Here is a 22,043-nt window from a genome sequence, read left to right on the forward strand (position 1 = left end):
ATAAATAATAAGAAAATCTTAATAATAAGAAAATCTTTTTAAGTGAAATATAAGTAAACATTAATAAAAAATATAATTTATATGATAAAATTTTATATTAAGAAACTTTAATAAATTAAGGAAAAACAAAATGATTTCAGATAGAAAATTAGAACATCTATTATTATGTAAACACTATGATGTTCAATATAAAAATAAAAAGACAGGGTTTGAGGATATTGAGCTTATTCATAATGCTCTACCTGAAATAAATAAAGATGAAATTGATATATCAACTAATATTTTTGGAAAAAAATTAGAATCTCCCCTTATTATAACTGCTATTACTGGAGGTCATCCTGCAGCTTTAAAAATTAATAAAGAATTAGCCATGGCTGCTGAAAATAAAAAAATTGGCCTTGGTTTAGGCAGTCAAAGAGCAGGTATTGAAAATCCGGAATTATCAAATACTTATGGAGTAGCTAGAGAAAATGCTCCAAATACTCTTTTAATTGGGAATATAGGGGCTCCACAAATAATTGGTGATTCAAAAAAATCTGAAGAATTTGCTAATAATGCTATAAATATGATTGATGCTGATATATTAGCCATACATTTAAATGTACTTCAAGAGTCAATACAACCCGAAGGTGATATTGATGCTAATGGATATATTAATTCAATTGAAAATATTGTAAATTCTGTTGATATTCCTATAATGGCAAAAGAAACTGGTACTGGAATTGCTTCAGAAGAAGGTAAAATTCTTGAAGATATGGGTGTGGATTTTATAGATGTTGCAGGTGCTGGTGGAACTAGCTGGGCTGCTGTAGAAACTTTCCGTGCTGAAGATAAGTATATTGGTGAGTTATTTTGGGATTGGGGAATTCCAACTGCAGTTAGTACTGCGGAACTTTCAAATTCATTGAATATTCCTATAATATCTTCTGGAGGAATTCGTTCAGGTTTAGATGCAGCTAAAGCTATTGCACTTGGTGCTGATTCTGTTGGAATAGCATTACCTATATTAAAAGAAGCTTTTGTTGGACATGATGAAATTATAAAATTTATTAATACATTTAATGATTCTTTGAAAATAGCCATGTTTTTAGTTGGTGCAAAAAACTTAGAAGAACTTAAAAATTCTAATTTAATTATTAAAGGAGATACTAAAAATTGGCTAGAAGAAAGGGAATTCAACACAAAAAATTATTCAAGGAGGAAATAACTTGACTGTAGAAATTATTGCAATAGGTGGATATGAAGAAGTTGGAAAAAATATGACTGCTGTAAAGGTAGGTGAGGAAGTAATAATCTTTGATATGGGTATTCATCTTGATAGGATAAGTATTCATGAAGATACTGATATAGATAGGATGCATAGTTTAGATTTAATTGAAAGGGGTGTCATCCCTGATGATACTTTGATGAAAGATGTTGATGGTAAAGTCAAGGCAATAGTCTTTTCTCATGGCCATCTTGATCATATAGGGGCAGTAGCAAAATTAGCTCATCGTTATGATGCTCCAATTGTAGCTACTCCTTATACAATTGCTTTAATTGAAAGGACAATTAAAGGTGAAAGGAAATTTTCTGTTTCAAATCCTTTAAGGAATTTAAATCCTGGAGGTAAATTACAATTATCAAAAGATATTACATTAGAATTTGTTCAATCAACTCATAGTATCCCACAGGCAGTTTTGCCAGTTCTTCATACTCGAGAGGGAGTTATTGTTTATGCAAATGATTTTAAATTCGATAATCATCAAAAGATATCTCCTCCTCCTGATTATAATAGGCTAAGAGAATTAGGTAAAAAGGGTGTTTTATCTCTTATTGTTGAAACTACTAGGGCTAATGAATTTCATGAGGTTAAAACTTACTCTGAAAGAGTTGCTAAAATTATCTTAGAAGATTTAATGAAACAACCTTTGAAAGAGAAAGCAGGAATGATTGTAACAACTTTTTCATCTCATGTTGAAAGAGTTCAAGCTATAGCAGATATTGCAAAAACTAGTAATAGGCATATTCTATTTTTAGGAAGGTCTATGGAACGATATTGTGGTATAGCTGAGAATTTTGGAATATTAGATTTGCCGGATAATTCTAGTGTATATGGAAGCCCAAAAGCAGTTACCAAGGCACTTAATAAAGCTGAAGATAATAGGGAAGATTATTTACTTGTTACAACTGGACATCAAGGCGAACCTGATGCCCTATTACCTAGAATAGCAAGTGGGAGAACTCCTTTCACTGTAAGGCCTGGAGATAATGTTATAATATCTGCTCCAATTATCCCTAATCCTACAAATAAAGCTAATAGGCATATGATGGAAAGAAGATTAATCTCAAGTGGTGCTAGAATATATTCTAATGCTCATGTATCTGGACATGCTGGAAGGGAGGATCATAGAGACTTCCTTAGAATGTTAAAACCAAAACATATTATTCCTGCTCATGGAGAATTAGAAATGTTAGCTGCATATGGGGAATTAGCTGAAGAAGAAGGATATAGAATAGGTAGCAATGTACATATTTTAAGAAATGGTCAAGCTCAAGTATTTAATGAAGGATTTTCTTAGATTTCTTAGATTAATAAATAAACTTAATTTTAGTTTTTTAGGTAGGAGTTTAATTTTTTTTAAACTTTAAGCTTTGTTAATTCTCATAATTATTAGTATTTAAAATTAAAATTTACAACTTTTTAATGTTTAGGAGGGATATTCATGTCAAATGTTAATGATGAAGTAGGTAAAATACTCGGACAATATTCTAAAGATATTCATAAAGAAATTGGGGATACACTTTCAAGTATAGGTCCAAATGATCTTCGTGAAGCTTCAATTTATCTTACAAAAGCTGGTGGAAAAATGTTAAGGCCTGCTTTAACAGTTTTGGTATGTGAAGCTGTAGGTGGAACATTCTCAAGCTGTATAAAAGCAGCAGCAGCTATAGAGTTAATTCACACATTTTCATTAATTCATGATGATATTATGGATAAAGATGATATGAGGCGTGGAAAACCTTCTGTTCATAAAGTTTGGGGTGAACCAGTAGCTATATTAGCTGGAGATACACTATTTTCAAAAGCTTATGAACTTGTTATTAATTCAAAAAATGAAATTGATTCATCAAATCCCGAAGAATGTTTAAATAGGGTAAATAGGACTTTATCTACTGTTGCTGATGCTTGTGTTAAAATATGTGAAGGTCAGGCTCAGGATATGGGTTTTGAAGGAAACTTTGATGTAAGTGAAGAAGAATATATGGAAATGATATTTAAAAAAACTGGGGCATTAATTGCAGCTGCAACAGAATCAGGAGCTATTATGGGTGGTGCCGATGATAAAATTGTTTCATCAATGTATGATTATGGAAAACTTGTAGGTTTAGCTTTCCAAATTCAAGATGATTATCTAGATTTGGTTAGTGATGAAGATTCATTAGGCAAACCTGTTGGTAGTGACATAGCTGAAGGTAAAATGACTATCATTGTTGTCAATGCACTTGCAAATGCTAATGATGCTGATAAAGAAAGACTTTTAGAGATTTTAAAAATAGGCAATGAAAGTGGAAATTGTGATCAGAAAGATATAGATGAGGCAATTGCTATTTTTGAAAAATATGGTTCAATTCAATATGCTAAAGAGGTTGCACTTCTAAATGTTAAAAAAGCAAAGCAATTACTTGAAATATTGCCTGAATCTGAAGCTAAACATACACTTTCTTTAGTTGCAGATTTTGTTCTTAATAGGCAAAATTAATAAAATTATTTTTATAAAAAACTTTTGAATTATTTAATTTATTTTATATTTAATTAAATATTTTAATTAAATAAATAATTATTAATAAGAATATATTAATAAAAATTAAAAGATAAAATATAAAAATTAAAGATGAAAAATAGATATAAAACTAGGATATAAAACTAGAATATAAAACTAGGATATAAAAATAGATATAAAACTAGAATGTAAAATATTGAATATAAAAATTGAATATAAAATATAATATAAAATATAGAATCTAAAAATAAAACATAAAAATATAATATAAAAATAAAATAATCTCAAAAATATTTAATATTATTTAAAAAAAAATTAGGTGTTAATTTGACTGATGAATTAGAAATAATTGAAAAACTATTAAAAGTCAATATAGATGATAAGGACAATGGTATTTTTAACTCTCAAATTGAAACAATTAATGATTTAGTAGTTAGTGATTTATCAACTGGGGATTTAATTGATGTTCTAATAGGAATTCAAATTCAAAGAGTTTCATTAGGTTTTAAAAATGAATTAGAAAATAAAAAATTAAATAATTCTTGTGAATCTGCTGTTGAAAATTTAATTCAACTTCTAAATTTAAAAGGAGATACTGAATGTGACGTTTTTAATGGGGATGCCTCTATAGAAATAAACCCTTTTAATATTAATCCTTAAAGAATAATTTTGTGTTATATTTTTATTTTAATATCTTAGTTTATTTTTTTATTTTTTTTAATATACTACAAATATAGTTAATATAATTACAAATAATAAATATGTATAACTACTTTATCATATTTTAAAAATTGGGCATTAAATTTAAAAATTATTGCCCAAATTTTTTGTATTTTATTTATAAAATTTAAAAATAACTTTAATAAAAATAGGTCTAATAAAAATAGATTTAATAAAAATGGATTTAATAAAAATATTTAATTACTTTTTTTCCACCATATTAAAACCCAATCTGCCTTATCATCAGGATTTTCTAACATTCCCTCACTATTCTTTTTTAATTTTTTATCTAAATAGTTATATAACTCTTTTTTCTCTTCTTCTGTTAATGTATTTAATTGCCATTTACCATTTTCCATTGCATCTTGAATTGTTTTATATTTTCTATTTGAATTAATTTCAAGATTCTCTATATTTGGATAAATGCCCATATCTATAAGAATATTAAAAATGTAGCTATATGGTGCAAAATCATTTGTTTTTTTACCAATACTTTCATAAAAGTCATTTTCAAATTTCCAGTTTTCTGGCCCAAATAGGGTCATATAAACGTATTTTTTTGATATTTTATTTATATTTTTTAATGTATCTTTTATTGGGAATATTCCATTTATTGATCTTGATAAAAGAACTATATCATGTTCACCAACTTCTTCTAGTGATGCTTCTTCTAGTTCTTTTTTAATTGTTTTAACATTATTAATATTTTCTTTTTCACATTTTTCATTTAATATTTCAAGCATTCTTGTGGATGAATCAACAGCAGTCACATATTTAGTTTTTTTAGCTAAAGGTATTGTAATTGATCCTTCACCACAACCTAAATCAATAATTGTGTCTTCCTTTGAAATCCTCATTTTTGAAAATAAATTTTCTTGATATTCATCTTGTTTTGATCTTTTAGAAAACTCATCTGCTTCATTATCCCAATTTTTGGGTTTTCTTCTTTTTTGATTTAGCTTTTCTTGCCAAAAAAATTCCCAATCTATATCTTCAGGTCTTTTTATACAGTTTTTGTCTTTGATTATAACACCTTCTATTGCTCTTTATCAATAGTTTTCATAATAATATTATACTCAATTGTATATATTAGTTGTTATAATTATTGTTATGTTGAATTAGTAGGAGGAATCATAATTAATTTCCCCGTAGTTGGATCTTTATATACCGTTCCCATATTTTCCATGCCTTGACTTTCTCCAGAAGCAACATCAACTGTTCCGTTATAATCATCTCCTTCTTCTACTGATACAGCTTGTTTTATGGCATTTGCCATCTCTTTTTTTTCTGCTGGTGTAGAATCATTGAATATTACGCTTTGCATATTCATTGACATAATAGCAAATATCAAAAAACCTACGGCTAATACAAGCATAGCATCAGTTAAATTTGCCATTCCTGCTAAAGGATCATCATCACCACTATTATTTCCTAAAAATCTTCTTTTTTTAGACATTTTATTGACCTATATAATATTTTTATTCTAATATTAAATCAATATAATTTAATTAAAATTTTCATAACTTTGATTTTGGTTTAAATAAATATTTTACTGGGTTGGTTAAAAGATTTAATATTTTATAAAAATCAAACTTTATTTTATAAATCTATTTTTTTCTATTATCTCTAATGTTGAATTTATTAAAACTTCAAAATTTGATAAATCTTCTTCATACCAACGTTTTCTAAGTTTTGAAACAACATAAGCAACAGCTGATGCAGCTAATCCTGTTACTGTAGTATCAAATGCTATTATTATTGCTTGAGCTAATAAGTCTATGTTACCTGCTCCAAGAGCTGCAAGCCCCGGCCCCATAGGGATTAAAGTTCCCATAAGTCCAAATGTTGGTCCAAGTCTTACAACCATGTCTGTTTTTTCAACTGCTTTTTCCATTCTTAATTCTTCTTCTTCAATAATTTTATCTGCAAAAGCTCTTTTAGTTTCAGTTCCAAAATCTTCATTATTTATAACTTTAATCATTGCTGTTTTGTATTCTTCACTAATTTCAGATTTTTGAATTTTTTCTTTAATTTCTTGCAGATTATTTAAATTGTTGATTGATCTTATCAAACCTTCACTTTCTTCTAATTTAAACTTTTTTCTAGAAGTATATTCGGCTATAAGGCCTCCAACACTTATTAATGCAAATATTACAAATAATAATAATATGATTATAACGGGTATTAGTAAACTTTGGGATATCGCATGTAAAATGCTAGTTAAAATTCCACTTCCTACAATGTCCATAGTATCTTTTCTCTTTTATTTAATTTTTTATATAGTATTTTAAGTTTTTATCTAGTATTTTAAGTATTTTATAAGGTTTTTAATTTTTTATCTAGTATTTTAAGTTTTTATAAGGTTTTTAATTTTTTATCTAGTATTTTTATTTTTTACAATTTTGAAACTTTTATCTTTATTTTCTTAATTTTTTTATTATTTGGTGATTATTTTCTTAAATTTTTAAATTTGGATATTATACATTTAAATTAGATTTTTAAATTTTTTAGATTTTTTAATAATAAAACCTAAAAATATGGATAAAGTAACTATTATTAATATATATAACATCATACTAAGTTCTGGATAGGATAATGGGGTCATTTTTTCGGTTAATATTTTCTGTAAATTTGGAACAAACATATATAATGTGAAATATAATATTCCTGAAAGTATTAAATAAAACCCAAAAATTCCATTAAATAATCTTTTAGGAGTAGTTATTTTTTTGTATAATATATAATAAGCCATTATCATCAAAATAAATGTAATTCCCACTGAGATTAGCCCTAATTCAAATATGGATAGCCATAATGAAGGGGCTACATATATTATATTTACTAAAATAGCTAAATAACTGCAAATAATTAATAATATTAATGAAAGGTCTTCTTTTAATTTGTATAATATCTTTGAATATTTTTTATTTTCTATTTTTTTATTTTCTGATTTTGTTTTAAAATCTAAAATGAACCTATAACCAGTATAAATCAATATCATTCCAATAATGGTCATTATAAAGCTTATATTATTGTTTATGGTAGGAATTATGAATTTACTAAAAAAATTTGAAATAAAAACTGAAACTAAAATCAATAAATTTAAATAAACTGCTATTAATATTGAATTATTTTTATTTATAGAATTATTTCTAAAAGAAATAGAAATTGCTATTGAAGATAGCACAATAACTACTATAAAAGATAAAGTTTGTAAATCTATCATATTTCCACCTTAAAATGAGATTTTTTTGTCCCTTTTTAATATATATCCTACAATAATTGAACCTAAAAGAAGTATAATAATTAATATTCCTAAAACTTGGCTATCTTCTATTTTAAAAAGACTCTCATCATCATTGATGTCTATTACTTTGGCTTGCTGTATTGAAGATTTAGCTGCAGAACTAACTCCTGAAGATGATGAAGTTCCTTCACTTAATTTGTTAGAAGAAGGATTCAGTCCTCCTGGGGATCCACTACCATCTCCATTATCTCCAAGACCATTTCCTCCGTCACCTGATTCACCGTTTCCTCCATTACCTAGGCCATTATTTCCTCCATTAGTGGGAGTTTTTCCATTATTATTGTTATTTTCTGTATAGGTGATTTCTGTTTGGAATCTTTGAACTCCTGCTATTGCATTTAAAATTGATCCTGCCTGATTTTTATCAAAGTCTTTACCAAAATTAACCATAGCTACTCCATTAACCGTAGTAATTTCTATTTTCTGTCCACCAGTCATGAAAATAACATTTATTGGAGGTAAATCACTCATAGTTTGGCCGTTATATGAGAAAATTCCCATGTAAATTCCATTTCCTGCACTTTTAAGATTAAATTGTATTAATCCAGACCTCAATTTAGGACATATATTAGCTAAATAGTCAACATTAGCCCCATACCAGTTTGGTCCAATTTCTAATGTTTCATAATAGTTTGAATCTCTAAGTTCAACATCTTTTCCAGAATTTGAGGAGATATCATTTGAGGAGATATCTTTTGTTTTACTATCGATATAATCTGGGCCAAAACTAATTCCTTCTACATTTTGATTAATAGAATTAGTTTTCATTGTAAGATAAGAGTTATCAATAGAATTTAGTCTTACACCATAATAATTGCCAGAAATATTATTATGTGTTAAAACAAGATTTGTTAGAATATCTTCAGTTAATATTCCATATTTTTCGTTATTTTTTATATTATTATATTTAATCTGAGTATATTTGGTTTTATAAGAATATATTCCGGATTGTTTATTATTATATACTTTATTATTTGTTATATCTGTTTTATTGGTATTTTTTAAACTAATTCCATTATCATTATTTGTGATAACATTGTTTTCAATATCTGCATCATTAGTATTCTCTAAAGATAGTCCTTCATTATTATTATCTAATTTGTTATTTTCAATATCTAACTTATTACTATCTGTTATGCTTATTCCTTCATCAGATTTAGTAATATTGTTATTGTTTATAGTCACATTAGAACTTTTTTCAACAGAAACACCTGAATTTTTAGCACTTATATTATTTTTTGATATTTTAATATTTCTAGTATTATTAACTGTTATTCCATTTCCATTGTCATTATCCAAATTAAAACCAGATATTGTTGTTCCTGATGCAGAACTTCCATTTATAAAAAATATTGTCTTTAGTATGTTAGAATTATCTGAATTACTTATAATTGTTCCAGAGTTACTTATAATGTTTATTTTCTTATTTATTGTTAATGTTAAATCTTCATAAAAACTTCCTAAAAAGTTTATAGTATCTCCCACACTTGCTTTATCAATAATTTTTTGTATTTGATCGCTTAATGATAAACCAGTTTCATTATATGAAGAAGCATCATTTATATTAATTGTTTTAGCTGAAACTGTATTTATGCTCATTACAGCTATTAAAACAATAAATAATAAAATAATAAATACATTATTTTTGTTTTTCATATTTTCCTCTTTTTTTTTTATTTGTGAAATGAAAATTTTATCAATAGGATTGCTTTAGCACATCCTATAAACTTCTTAATATATTGGAACTCTTATAATTTTGAGAATTATTCTAACTCATGTTAAATATTTAATAGAAATCATTAATATTTTTTTAAATTGATTTTATATTGTTAAAATTCTATTTAAATCATTTTAAATTTAATATATCACCAATATTAAATCAAAATAAAATTTAAATAATAAAATTTTTTTTATATTTATAACAATATAAAATCATCAACGTTATATATATTATTTCACATTGTATTTAAAAATTAGTATTTTTATGAGAATTTTTATTTTTTATTATCCTATTTAAAGTTAAATAAGAAATTTAAAAATATTATAAATAGTTATCAAAGTTAGATAAAAAAGTTAAAAATATAATATAATTAGTATAATAAATTAATTAATATATTTATGTATATTAAAATAATAATATTAAAAATAATTTAATAAAGCTATTGATAATAAACTAGATATGTTAAAATTAATATGATAAAAATTCCTTAATAAAATATCTTAATAAAAATATTTTGATTAATAAAATAAATAAGTTAAATAATATAAATTATTTATAACTTATTTAACTATAATTAATCAAAGAAAATTATTTAAACCACTTTAATATTTTTGTTTTCTTTTTTACCATTAACATTGAATGAAACTTTTTTAGTTCCTTTTGTTGTTCCTTTAATTTTCATTTTAAGGGTTATTGATTTTTTAGAAGGTAACTTTATTACCCATTTATTTGCTTTTTTATTGTATTTGGTTTTATAGTTTACATTGTATGTTTTTAGTCCTTTGGATGGACTCATTCTAACTTGTATATTTTTAGAAGAAGTTCCATAGTTTTTAATAGTTGTGTATGCAAGGAAGTATTTATTTTTCCTAACTTTTGATGCACTGACTTTGTTCACATTTTTAATATCTACTGCTTGATTTACTTTTAAAGTAGTTAAACTTGATTTCTTATTGAATCCATCACCAGTTAGTGATGCTGTATTTTTATAAGTTCCTACTTGATTAGGAGTTATATCTATATTTAGTGTAGCTTTATCTCCTGCATTTAATGTGTTAATTGTCCAAATTTTTGTATTTTTATTAAATGAACCAATATTGCTACTAAAACTTTTTATATTGAAGTTAGGTATCATATCTTTAACATTGATACTTTTTATTATTTTTTCTCCAATATTTGTTACAGTTATTGTGTATTTTGTTGTTTGTCCAGTTTTGATACTTGTTGTAGATATCTTTGATCCTATACTGATTAGTTTTTCAGGTATGTCACTATTATTTATTGTCAAAGCATTCTTACTTAGGTAATATGTATAAACTTCATTTCCACTAGAACTATAGTTATATTCTCTGAAATCAGCTATTCCTGTTCCATTAGTAATCAATATATTTTGGTATTGACTATTATTATTTAAATAAATTTTTGCATAGTTAGAAATCATTTCTGGCACTGTTTTATCAGTGTCATTTGTTTTGAAAGTTAATTGGAACATTCCTTTTGATATTTCAGATAGTTCAGTTATTATCATCCCGGTAGTTGTTTTAGAACATAATCTTACCATACTTCTGTCATTTGCACCATAAAAGTTATATCCAATAACTAAAATTGCCCTGTGTTCATCATCAGTTTGTACTCTTTGAATTTGGAACTCATTGAAACCGGTATTATATAATAAATAATTATACTCAATTGTTGGTTGACCAGAAGTATTGGTACCACTATCCATATATATTCCGTTTTTACCGTTATATGTTATCATATTACTTATAACACTAAAAGCATTATAACTACTATTGATATAAATTCCTGATTGGCCTTGATTGTTTATGTAATTATATAATAATTTTATATTATCTTGTAATCCACCATTATTATTGAAATATGCACCAAATTCTCCATTATTAGAAATATTATTATATGATACTTCAGTACTGTTTGTATTTCCAGTTGATACTATTCCATTATTGTTATTTGTTATTGTATTATTTTTTATTAAAGTATTATTTGTGTTATTTGCAAATATTCCAGTTCCTGAATTTTTTATGGTATTATTGATAAAGGTTATATTCAAACTATCTAATACTTTAATTGCAATGTCAGGAGCTGTAATATTATTATTGTCAATTTTTATATTACTTGCATTTTCAATAATAATTCCAGTTTCTCGTGCATTAATGTTGAATCCTTCTATTATTGATCCGTTTCCACCACTTAATATCCTGAATATTGGGTCTTCTGGATGAGCTGGACAAGTACTAAGTGTTGTTCCAACATCACTCACTATATTCAATGTTTTATTTATAATGATATTTGCTAAGTGTGTATATGCACTACCTTTAAATAGTATGGTATCTCCACTTGAAGCATTGTCTATTATTCCCTGTATATGGTCCATATTATAAGGCATTCCTTGATCTTCAAAATCAACTACCCATGTATTAGATGCATAGTTGGCACTGAATCCTAAAGGAGATGAAACTAATAATATTGAAAAAATAGCTCCTAAGATGAGAATTCTTTTTGGATTTATTTTAAACACCTCTAATTTTAAACTTTATATTCAAATCACTAAATTTTATCTTTTAATTAATTTTTGAGAATTATCTAATATTTATAAAAATAAGACAATCAATATAAAAATAATATTAATAATATTAAATGTTTTTATTAGCATTTTTAATTTATAATAAATCTTATTTCAATATTTTATTAATAATAAATCGATATTTTAAATTTTTATTAGTTTTAATCTATTTTATTACATTTTTAGTATTATTGAGTCTTATTCTATAATTTTATTAACAATAGTTATTTATTTTTATAAATATTAGTATTATTATTATTAACTAAAATATTACTATTGTTTGATTTAACAATAATATTAAAAATAAACATATTAAAAATAGATCAATTTTAAAATAAAAATTATTAAATGAGAATATAAAATTCTCATTTAGATAATAATTTATTTAATAAATTTATTTAACAACTTTAACAGCTTTTGTTTGAGATTTACCATTAGTTGAAACTTTTATTTTCTGAGTTCCTTTTTTAGTTGCTTTTACTTTCATTTTAAGAGTTACTGTCTTTTTTGAAGGAACAGATTTAACTGTCCATGTTTTACTGTTTTTGTTGTAGGATGCATAACTACTTTTACTTACAGCAGCTATTTTTAATCCTTTTGTGGTAGCTATTTTACTAGTAAATTTAGAAGAGTTATCTAATCCAGTATTTTTGATTGTAGTTGTTACATAGAAATATTTGTTCAATTTTACTTTGCTTGCACTGAATGAGTTACTGCTAGATAATTTAATATCTTTGTTTACTGTTAATTTTGTTGCATTGGTTGAAGTATTATTTTGGGTTGAAGTTTTCAATGTTGAAACAATGTTTTGAGTTCCTGCTTTTTTGGTTGTTACTTCAAGGACTAATGATGCTGTATCTCCAGCGTTTAAGCTGTTTATTGTCCATTGGTTGTTAGCAAAGTTTCCAATTGATTTGTAGGTTACAGCAGAGTTTGCAAGATTTGATAATATTCCAGTATCTACAGTTATTGGGCTTGATGTTCCATTTCCATTATTTTTAACAGTTATGGTATAGACTAATTTTGCTCCATTGGTTACAACACTAGTACTTATTGTATCTGCGATTGTTAGAACAGGTTCTGTTATTGGGGTGTCTTCTACATAGTAATTTTTGACAATGTTGAAACTATTGTTTATTTCATTATTCCATTCGCTTTGGGACCAATTCATTGCTTCACGATAACCATTACCATTTGCAGTTATGTTGTTGTTATCAGTTATATTAATTTCTTTTGCAATATTTGACTCAGGAATGTTTTCTAATAATATTCCCATTAATGTATTGTTACTTATATTATTGCCATCTATTAAGATATCATTTACTTGAGTTGGTGCTCCATGATTTGTGTCTCCAGCTTTAATAACAATGCCTATGTTATTATGTACAATTGTATTGTTTAACATAGTAGCACTTTCAGCAGCTTTAACTAGACCTAATCCAATTCTACTCATACCAGTAATGTTATTGTTACTTATTACTATATTTTTAACTCCTCCTCCAAAGAAGATTCCATACTGAGCATTTGTAAGATTGTTATTATCAACTAAAATGTTTCCTGCATTTTGGAAAAATGACATTGCATTTCTTCCAAGGTCGTGGAAATTACTGTTAGTTATTACAGTATTATTTCCTCCACCAACACCAATAGCATCACGGAAGTTTGTTGCTATAACATTATTTATTGTAAGTCCAAGTACTCCACGAGTATTAATTCCAGTTCCATTGTTGGAATTATTTCCATTAAGGGTTAAGTTATCTAAAGTTATATTACTTGCTCCATTAGCTACATTTACTGTAGACATAGCATTTAAAGTAAAATTAGATATTGAAATATCTTTGTATAATTCAGGAGTGCCATTACCGGATACTAAATTAAATATGTATGTGTTACCAGTTTGAACCCCACTTATTGTAGCTCCATTACCCAAAACTGTTAATGTTTTATTAATAATGATTGAACCATCGATATTATAAACACCATCAGTAGCAAAACTTATTATGTCTCCTATTCCTGCACCATCAATAGCTGCTTGAATAGCAGTTAAATCTGCTCCATTATCAATATTTACTGTTGCTGCAGATGCTGATGAAGTCATCGTTCCCACAGCTACAAAAAAGACTAAAAGGAACATTAATCTTAATTTTATATTTTTAATTTAATCAACTCCAATTTTTATCATAAATTAGCTTTAGTTTTTAAATATTACTATATACTTATAGCTAATTTCATTGATTTTTTACTAATTTGTTTGATTAACAAGACTTAAAAATAATTAAAAAAATATAATAAATCTTATTTAAATCAATTTACAGTTATTATTTAAAAAATCAGATACCTATTTACAATATTTTTAATATAAAAATCATTTTTATAGCTTAAAAGAATAAAATTTTTAATATAACGTATTTCTAATATAAAAATCTAATTATAAAAGATTTTTATGATAAAAAATTTATTATAAAAAATTTTAAAATAAAAAGCTTTAAAGAAATTTATTTTTGGTATTAATTTCTGGGTTTATTAGCATAATTAACTGTATAATTATAATATTTCGTAATGAATATATATACATTTCGACTTATTTTTTTAAATATTTTTAAATAACAATGTTATGGATATATATTTTTATTCATATTCCTTTTCTTTTTTGAAATATTCTTTGTTCGTTTTTAAATGTTTTAGATAGTTATAAATATAATTATTGTAAAATGTTATGTATATTGATACATTTCGTTTTTATTTTATAATTATATTTAAAATTAATAATTTATTAATCAATAAATTAGTTAATCAATAAATTTATTATAAGATTTAAATCTTTTAAATAACTTAAAATTAATAATTATTTTTTAAATAAATGATAAATATATTAAATAAATAAAAAATAGGGAATATTATGAGTTCTAATGATTGTGTAAAAAATATTAGTACTAGTGACTGGGAAAAAGCATGGGCTAACGAGGTTGGATCTAAAAAAAGACAAAAAAAATGGACTAAAGACACTCCTAAGATTTTTTTTGAAAAAATGGCTGTTAAAGATGAGTATCATGAAAAATTAATTCCTAAATTAATATTAAATGAAAAAGACACTGTTTTAGATTTAGGTAGTGGTGAGGGTGCTGTAACATCATTAATAGCAGAAAAAGTAAAATCTGTAACTGCACTTGATTCTTCACCGGTTATGCTGGATATGCTTAAACAAAGAATTGAACACTATAATATTGATAATATTGATATTGTAGAGATGGATATTGAAGATGCTACTGTTGATAATGTTGGAGAATATGATGTTATTGTTGCTTCAAGATCTTTTATGGGAATTCATGAAATTAAAGATACAATTCTTAATATTAATAAAATTGCAAAAAAGTATGTATTCTTAGTGGTTTTTGGAAGGAATAATTGGAATTTAGAGAAAAAATTTTATAAGTCTATTGGTAAAGATTATCCTGACTTTGCCCCTTATGACTATTTATTTAATTTATTGATTAGTTTAGGTATTTATCCAAATGTTGAGAACTTTGATCTTATTGGTAATAGGAAATATGATGATATTGAAGATGCATTTATAAGGATGAAATGGAAAATGGGAAATCTTACAGAAGATGAAATTGATAAAATAAAACCATTTATAAAAGAAAATCTAACACTAAATAAAGAAGATGGAATGTTAGAAAACCCTGCAGACAAAGCAGATATAGTTTTAATGTGGTGGAAGATTAAGTAAATAATTCATTATGTGATGGCTGGATTTTTAGATATCTTATATTAATTATCTTACATTATATTATTATAAATTATCTTACATTATATTATTATAAATTATTTTAGAAATTATTATAAATTATTACCTAATGGAGTTGTAAAGATCAATAAAAATATTATACTTGCTATTATGGCTATATTAATAGTATCTGGTGTTGGAGTTGCTTATTATTTTAATCCAGGATCATCTATTGCTCAAGAAGGAAATATTACTATAACTGACATGGTCGGTAGAACAGTTACAGTTCCAAGTAGTGTGGATAATGTAGTAACTACTTCTCCTCCGATGACTACAATGGTTTTTATGCTTGCACCTGATAAATTAGGTGGGATAAACTACCAGTGGACAGATATAGAAAAAAAATATTTGGATAGTAAATATCTTAATTTGCCTGTAATTGGGGGATGGTTTGGACGACAAGATGGTAGCTATGAACAAATAATGGCAGTTGATCCAGATCTTGTAATTGAAGGGGCAATGGGTGATGTTGATTTAGCTACTGTAAATGAGCGGCAAACAAAATTTGGAACTATTCCTGTTGTTGGAGTTACTGATAATTCTGATGTTACTAAAATTACTCCATCAATTGAATTTATGGGAAAATTACTCGGTGTAGAAGATAAAGCTAACAAATTAATTGATTTTACTAATAAATATCTTGATAAAACTGAAAAAGTTTCTAGCTCTATTCCTGATAGTGAGAAAAAGAAGGTTTATTATGCTGAAGGTGATGAAGGTCTTCAGACAGATCCTAGTGGATCACTTCATGCACAATTGATTGATATTGTTGGTGGAAAGAATGTTGCTGATGTTCAGCTACAAGAAGGAGTTGGACAAGTTGATGTATCAATAGAACAAGTTATCAAATGGAATCCGGAGGTTATAATAACTACTAGTCCTGATTTCTATGCAAAAGTCTATAATGATTCTAAATGGTCAAATATTGATGCAGTTAAAAATAAACAAGTTTATTTGTCTCCACAATCTCCTTTCAAATGGTTTGATAGGCCTCCGGGTGCAAATATAATTATTGGTATTCCTTGGACTGCTAAAGTTATTTATCCAGATAAATATTCTGATATTGATCTTAAATCTGAAGTTAAAATGTTTTATAAAGAATTTTATCACTATGATTTAAGTGATCAAGATGTTATTAATATACTTAAAAGCAGTGGACTAAAAGAAGAGAATATGTGACTTTTGAAGATTTTTTATTATAAATCTTTTTTAGGAAAATTTATATCTTTTGTTTATGAATAATTCTATTTTTTAATTTTTTTATTTTATTTTTTAATATTTCTTTAGTTTTTTATTTATTTTTCATTATTTCTTTAGTTTTTAATATTTCTTTATTATTTTTGTTGGGAATTTTTTGTATTTTAATATTTTTATTGTTTTTAAAAAATTTTAATTGTTAACTATTAGCTATTATAATAAATCCTAATTTTATTTTTGTTTCAATTGTTTTTACACAATTATGTCAATAAAATATATATTGTATTAATAACATATTATTAGTTGCAATATATTTAATACATGTAAATATTAAAGGTGAAACGATGTGTACAAGTATTTTTACTAAAACTGAGGATAATAAACATTTTTTAGCAAGGACAATGGATTTTTCATTTCCTTTAGATGGAAATCCTGTTTTTTTACCAAGAGATTATAACTGGCATGTTTTTGGTAAGGAAATGACAAACAAATATGCAATGCTTGGAACTGGCAGGGGAATAGCTGGAAATTATATCTTTACTGATGGAATAAATGAGCATGGTCTTGCAATGGCAGAACTATATTTGCCTGGTGAAGCATCATACAACAAAAAAGAAATTAAAGGGAAAAATAATTTAGCTCCATGGGAGTTTTTAAATTGGGTTTTAGGAAATTATAAATCAATTAAAGATTTAGAGAAAGATTTAAAAAATATTCGTTTGATTGATAAAGAAGTACCAATTTTAAATAAATCAATACCGCTACATTATATATTCGCTGATAAAACTGGTAAAGTAGTTGTTATCGAACCTACTGGTGGAGAATTAAAATTTAAAGAGAATCCTGTAGGTGTAATGACAAATACTCCAAATTTAGAATGGCACACTCAAAATCTTAGAAATTATTTAGGTATCCAACCAAAACAATTTAGCTCAAAAAAATATGGAGAATTCACTGCAACACCTTTTTCACAGGGTACTGGAACATCACATCTCCCTGGTAGCTTTACTCCTGCAGATCGTTTTGTTCGTGCAGCTTTTTTTAAAGAATATATTAATAAAGCTAAAAATGAAGAAGAAGGAGTTACAAATATCTGGCAAATTTTGAGTACAGTTCGTATTCCAAAAGGAATTGTTATTGAAGATTCTGAAGGTGAAGATTTCACTCAATATTTAGCTGCAATGTGTTTAGAGAATAGGTCCTTTTATTTTACTTCATATGAAAATAATCAAATTACAAAAGCTGAATTAACTGATGAATTAATAGAAAATGGAGATATAGTTATATTTGAAGTTCAAAGAAACCAATCTTATTACGCTCCTGAAGGAACAATAGATCGTAATGATACAATAACAACAATAAAAGAGGTAATTGAGCTTTTAGATGATATTAAAACTACTAAAAAAGGCCAAATTGAAGGTAAAAACAAAGAAATGTTAAAAAATGTTGATGAAAAATTTTTAAATGAAAATATATCCAGTATAAAAGAGTTTTTAGATATAATTGAAAAAAGTAAATAGAATATAAATATTAAAATTATATTTTAATATTTTTTAGCATTAATATTTTTAATTATAATTTTTTTAATTATAATTTTTTTAATTATATTTTTTTTAAATATAATTTTTTTAAATATAATTTTTTTTTAATTATAATTTTTTTAATTATATTTTTTTAATTATATTTTTTTTAATTATAATTTTTAACATTCTAAAAATTTTTTTATATTCTAAAAATTTTTTAAATTAAAATTTTTAATTTTTACCAATTATAACTATCTTTACTCCACCATATTAGAACCAAATCTGATTTATCGAGAGTATTTTCTAACATCCCATCTTCTTTATTCAGTGTTAGATTTTCTTTTAAAAATGGTTTTATTTTATCAATTTCATCTTCTGTAAGATTTTCATTTTTCCATTTCATTCTTATAAAAGCATCATCTAAGTCATCATATTTTCGATTACCCTCAAGGTCAAAATGTTCAATATTAGGATAGATGCCTAAATTGATTAACATATTGAATATATAATCATGTGGGGCAAAGTCAGGATAATCTTTTCCAATTTTTTCATAAAATTTTTTTTCTATTCTCCAATTTCTTCTTCCAAAAACAGCTAAAAATACATATTTTTTAGATATTTCATTAGAATTTATTAAAACATTTTTTATATCATGTATTCCCATAAAAGAACGGGATGCTAAAACAATATCAAATTTTCCAACTGTATCAACAGTGGCATCCTCAATTTTCATCTTTTTTGTTTGGATATTTTCAATATTGCCATGATCGATTCTTTGCTGTAATAAATCTAACATCATATCAGAGGAATCTAATCCAACTACTTCTGATACTTTTTCAGCTACTAAAGTAGTAACTGCCCCTTCTCCACATCCTAAATCGAGGACAGTATCATTTTCATCTAAAATTAATTTTTCAATTAATTTGTCATGATATTCATCTTTAATAGCTATTTTTTCAAAATTAATTTTGGGAGTATCTTTAGTCCAAAATTTCTTTTTTTTAATCTCTTCACCAAGTTCATCTTTCCAAGCTTTTTCCCAATCATTTGAATCGAGTTTACTTATGCATTTACTATTATCCATAAAATTACTCCATTTTCATATGGTTTTTCATAAATTAGTTTTTAAAAATTATATTGATATATAAATTTTGTTGATTTGATATTAATTAAATAAATATGAATATTAAAAAATTGGTATTAAAATTATATTTAAAATAAATAAATAAAAAAAATAAAAAAAATTATTTTAATTAAACTCCTTTTATTACAATAGTTTTTATTAATTTACCATTTGCATAAATAGGAACTTTAAATGTGCCTTTTTTAGTGACTTTAACTTTCATTTTAAGAGTGATAGTTTTTTGACCACTTGGACTAAATTGCCATTTGGAAGATTTAAATAGGGATTTGCTAGTAACTAAAATATTTTTTAAACCTTTTGGTAATTTATTGTAAATCACTATTGGGCTAGATTTATCTTTTCCACTGTTAGTAATTTTAACACTTATTATAGCAGTTTTACCAACTTTAACTTTACTACTGCTGGTTGAAGCAGAATAGGATAGTTTTACATCGGGGTTAACTGTTAATTTTAATGTATTAGCTTTTGTAGTGTTCATTATTGGTTCTACGCCAGCATCATAACTAACTTCGGTATTGGTATTGTATGTTCCTTTATTGAGTGGTTGAACAGTAACAGTTAGTATGGCATCTCCATCAGCACCTAATGTTTCAAGATTCCATGTTCCATTTGCAAATGTTCCTCTTGAAGCTTGATAAGATATTATTTTAGAACCAACTGGGACTATGTCAGATATTCTTATATCTTTACCTGCAAGATCTCCATTATTTGATAATAAAATAGTATATGTCACAGTTTTCCCATTAACTATTGAGGATTGTGATATTTTTGATGAGATGCTTATATTTGCTCCATTATAGACGGTTTCGTTAGGAATAGCACTACTAGTGTTAACATAACTTCCATTTAATATTGAATCTCTTAAAGCAAATTTAACAGTCACATTGTTGAAAATATTTCCAGATAAGTAATAGGAAGCTCCTTTTGCATATTGATAAATAGCTGTACTCATATTATAAAAAGTATTGTTAATAATTTGAGTATTTGTTCCTTGAAGTTCAACAGCCCAGCTACTTGCATTTATCCATGTATTGTTTATTATGAAGTCTCCTCCTCCACCATGTTTAACAAATACTCCATATTTAAATGAATTTGCAGTATTATTAATCAAAGTAGAATTGGATCCTGAATGCCATATTCCAAATCCATTATCTGCCATGTTGTAAACATAATTATTACTGACTAATGTATTTGAACATTGTACAGAAATTCCATCATAACCATTTATAACATTATTTTTATTTATGATGTTATTTATTCCAGAAGCATCTTCTCTAACATTAATTGCATAATATGAACTGTTAGTAATATTATTCTCTTCAACTAGGACATTTTGTGAGTTTGCAATAGCTATTGGAACTCCAGAACCATCAAAATTATTTTTTATTATATCTACATTAGAAGTCCCTATGACTAGAATATGTGAAAAACTTCTAGATGTTGAATTTCCAGGATTAAATATTGTACTTTTAAAGTTAAATCCTGTTATTGAACTATTTTGACTACCTTGCAGTAAATAAAAAGCAGCTACAGTACTATTGATATTATTTGTTCCACTGCCCACACCGTAAGTACTATTCAGATTTTTCACGGTGTTTGATAGATAACTTTGATTTTCTACAGTATTAATTGTGGTTCCACCATTTACTGTTGAAACAAAGTTTAAAGTTTTGTTTACAACCAGATTAATGCCATTGTAATTTGAACCTTTAAAATTTAGAGTATCTCCATTTTGTGTGTTTGGATCATCAATTTTGGCTTGAATCTGATCATTAGTCATACCATCATCAATATCTATGACTTTAGCTCCATTTACATCTTCAGCAGCAATTGTAGCTACTGACAATAGAACCATAAGGAATATAGAAATATTTAAGAGGTATTTTATTTTTTTTGTCATTTTTTTTAGACTCCTATTCTATATTAATTTTTTACTTATGATTATAATGGATAGTTTCAAAGGTTTTGAAATTATATGAATTTATAAAATTTTATGAATTTATAATATTATACAAATTCTATAATTACTTTAAAGTTTTATTTTATGCCAATGAACATTCCATTAAAATTTTTTGTAATAAGTAATAATTTTTAAATTATTATATGTATATTATTACATATCGTATTAAATTCTTACTTATATATAAGGTTTACTACTTAATTTTAATATTTTATAAAAATAGATTAAAATTGTTTAATTAATTTAAAATAGTTAATTAATTATTTTTAGATAAATTAAACAGTTTTAAAAAATATAATTTTAATCGAAATGTATATATATTCACCTAACTTACATT

Annotated in this window: 16 protein-coding genes; 7 read left to right on the forward strand and 9 right to left on the reverse strand. The window is 25.3% G+C overall.

Annotated elements, in window-relative coordinates:
* Nucleotides 1-130: 130 nt before the first annotated feature.
* From fni to Q0087_RS08220, 4 genes are all read left to right on the forward strand, one after another.
* On the forward strand, nucleotides 131-1,207 hold the full coding sequence (gene fni / locus Q0087_RS08205) for a type 2 isopentenyl-diphosphate Delta-isomerase (RefSeq protein WP_297899351.1): 1,077 nt from the start codon (nucleotides 131-133) through the stop codon (nucleotides 1,205-1,207).
* A gap of 1 nt (nucleotide 1,208) precedes the next feature.
* Nucleotides 1,209-2,561: an RNase J family beta-CASP ribonuclease gene (locus Q0087_RS08210; protein WP_297899353.1), complete on the forward strand. Its 1,353-nt coding sequence runs from the start codon at nucleotides 1,209-1,211 to the stop codon at nucleotides 2,559-2,561.
* Between the two features lie 144 nt (nucleotides 2,562-2,705).
* Nucleotides 2,706-3,743, forward strand: coding sequence for a short chain isoprenyl diphosphate synthase IdsA (gene idsA, locus Q0087_RS08215; RefSeq protein WP_297899355.1), 1,038 nt, complete (start codon nucleotides 2,706-2,708; stop codon nucleotides 3,741-3,743).
* Between the two features lie 348 nt (nucleotides 3,744-4,091).
* On the forward strand, nucleotides 4,092-4,424 hold the full coding sequence (locus tag Q0087_RS08220) for a hypothetical protein (protein ID WP_297899356.1): 333 nt from the start codon (nucleotides 4,092-4,094) through the stop codon (nucleotides 4,422-4,424).
* A 257-nt stretch (nucleotides 4,425-4,681) separates the two neighbouring features.
* On the opposite strand, the gene Q0087_RS08225 is transcribed toward Q0087_RS08220, so the two are convergent.
* The 7 genes from Q0087_RS08225 to Q0087_RS08255 form a co-directional block, all read right to left on the reverse strand.
* On the reverse strand, nucleotides 4,682-5,524 hold the full coding sequence (locus Q0087_RS08225) for a class I SAM-dependent methyltransferase (protein WP_342765317.1): 843 nt from the start codon (nucleotides 5,522-5,524) through the stop codon (nucleotides 4,682-4,684).
* A gap of 68 nt (nucleotides 5,525-5,592) precedes the next feature.
* Complete coding sequence (locus Q0087_RS08230; RefSeq protein ID WP_297899358.1) at nucleotides 5,593-5,940, reverse strand: DUF2149 domain-containing protein; 348 nt, start codon at nucleotides 5,938-5,940, stop codon at nucleotides 5,593-5,595.
* A gap of 138 nt (nucleotides 5,941-6,078) precedes the next feature.
* A complete protein-coding gene (locus Q0087_RS08235; protein ID WP_297899360.1) occupies nucleotides 6,079-6,732 on the reverse strand; it encodes a MotA/TolQ/ExbB proton channel family protein in 654 nt (217 codons plus the stop codon).
* A 237-nt stretch (nucleotides 6,733-6,969) separates the two neighbouring features.
* The gene (locus Q0087_RS08240) at nucleotides 6,970-7,710 is read right to left on the reverse strand and encodes a DUF2162 family putative transporter (RefSeq protein WP_297899362.1); all 741 of its coding nucleotides are present in this window, start codon (nucleotides 7,708-7,710) and stop codon (nucleotides 6,970-6,972) included.
* A 9-nt stretch (nucleotides 7,711-7,719) separates the two neighbouring features.
* On the reverse strand, nucleotides 7,720-9,447 hold the full coding sequence (locus tag Q0087_RS08245) for a nitrous oxide reductase family maturation protein NosD (RefSeq protein WP_297899363.1): 1,728 nt from the start codon (nucleotides 9,445-9,447) through the stop codon (nucleotides 7,720-7,722).
* A 656-nt stretch (nucleotides 9,448-10,103) separates the two neighbouring features.
* Nucleotides 10,104-12,050, reverse strand: a complete 1,947-nt coding sequence (locus Q0087_RS08250; RefSeq protein ID WP_297899365.1) for a right-handed parallel beta-helix repeat-containing protein — start codon at nucleotides 12,048-12,050, stop codon at nucleotides 10,104-10,106.
* A 439-nt stretch (nucleotides 12,051-12,489) separates the two neighbouring features.
* Nucleotides 12,490-14,229 carry a right-handed parallel beta-helix repeat-containing protein gene (locus Q0087_RS08255; RefSeq protein ID WP_297899367.1) on the reverse strand — a complete coding sequence of 580 codons (1,740 nt, stop codon included), beginning with the start codon at nucleotides 14,227-14,229 and terminating at the stop codon, nucleotides 12,490-12,492.
* Nucleotides 14,230-14,994: 765 nt separating this feature from the next.
* On the opposite strand from Q0087_RS08255, the gene Q0087_RS08260 reads away from it, so the two are divergent.
* The 3 genes from Q0087_RS08260 to Q0087_RS08270 all read left to right on the forward strand — a co-directional run bounded on the left by Q0087_RS08260 (nucleotide 14,995) and on the right by Q0087_RS08270 (nucleotide 18,599).
* Entirely contained in the window at nucleotides 14,995-15,825 is an 831-nt protein-coding gene (locus Q0087_RS08260; RefSeq protein ID WP_297899368.1) for a class I SAM-dependent methyltransferase, read from the forward strand.
* 168 nt (nucleotides 15,826-15,993) lie between these two features.
* Entirely contained in the window at nucleotides 15,994-17,061 is a 1,068-nt protein-coding gene (locus Q0087_RS08265; RefSeq protein ID WP_297899369.1) for an ABC transporter substrate-binding protein, read from the forward strand.
* Nucleotides 17,062-17,423: 362 nt separating this feature from the next.
* Nucleotides 17,424-18,599 (forward strand): choloylglycine hydrolase family protein, encoded by a 1,176-nt coding sequence (locus Q0087_RS08270; RefSeq protein ID WP_297899371.1) that lies wholly within the window; start codon nucleotides 17,424-17,426, stop codon nucleotides 18,597-18,599.
* 241 nt (nucleotides 18,600-18,840) lie between these two features.
* Here Q0087_RS08270 and Q0087_RS08275 read toward each other — a convergent pair whose 3' ends face one another.
* Together Q0087_RS08275 and Q0087_RS08280 are read right to left on the reverse strand one after the other, a co-directional pair.
* Nucleotides 18,841-19,686, reverse strand: coding sequence for a class I SAM-dependent methyltransferase (locus Q0087_RS08275; protein WP_297899373.1), 846 nt, complete (start codon nucleotides 19,684-19,686; stop codon nucleotides 18,841-18,843).
* 169 nt (nucleotides 19,687-19,855) lie between these two features.
* Nucleotides 19,856-21,646: a right-handed parallel beta-helix repeat-containing protein gene (locus tag Q0087_RS08280; protein ID WP_297899376.1), complete on the reverse strand. Its 1,791-nt coding sequence runs from the start codon at nucleotides 21,644-21,646 to the stop codon at nucleotides 19,856-19,858.
* Between the last annotated feature and the right edge of the window lie 397 nt (nucleotides 21,647-22,043).

It is taken from the genome of uncultured Methanobrevibacter sp. (assembly GCF_937881195.1).
Classification (GTDB): Archaea; Methanobacteriota; Methanobacteria; order Methanobacteriales; family Methanobacteriaceae; genus Methanobinarius.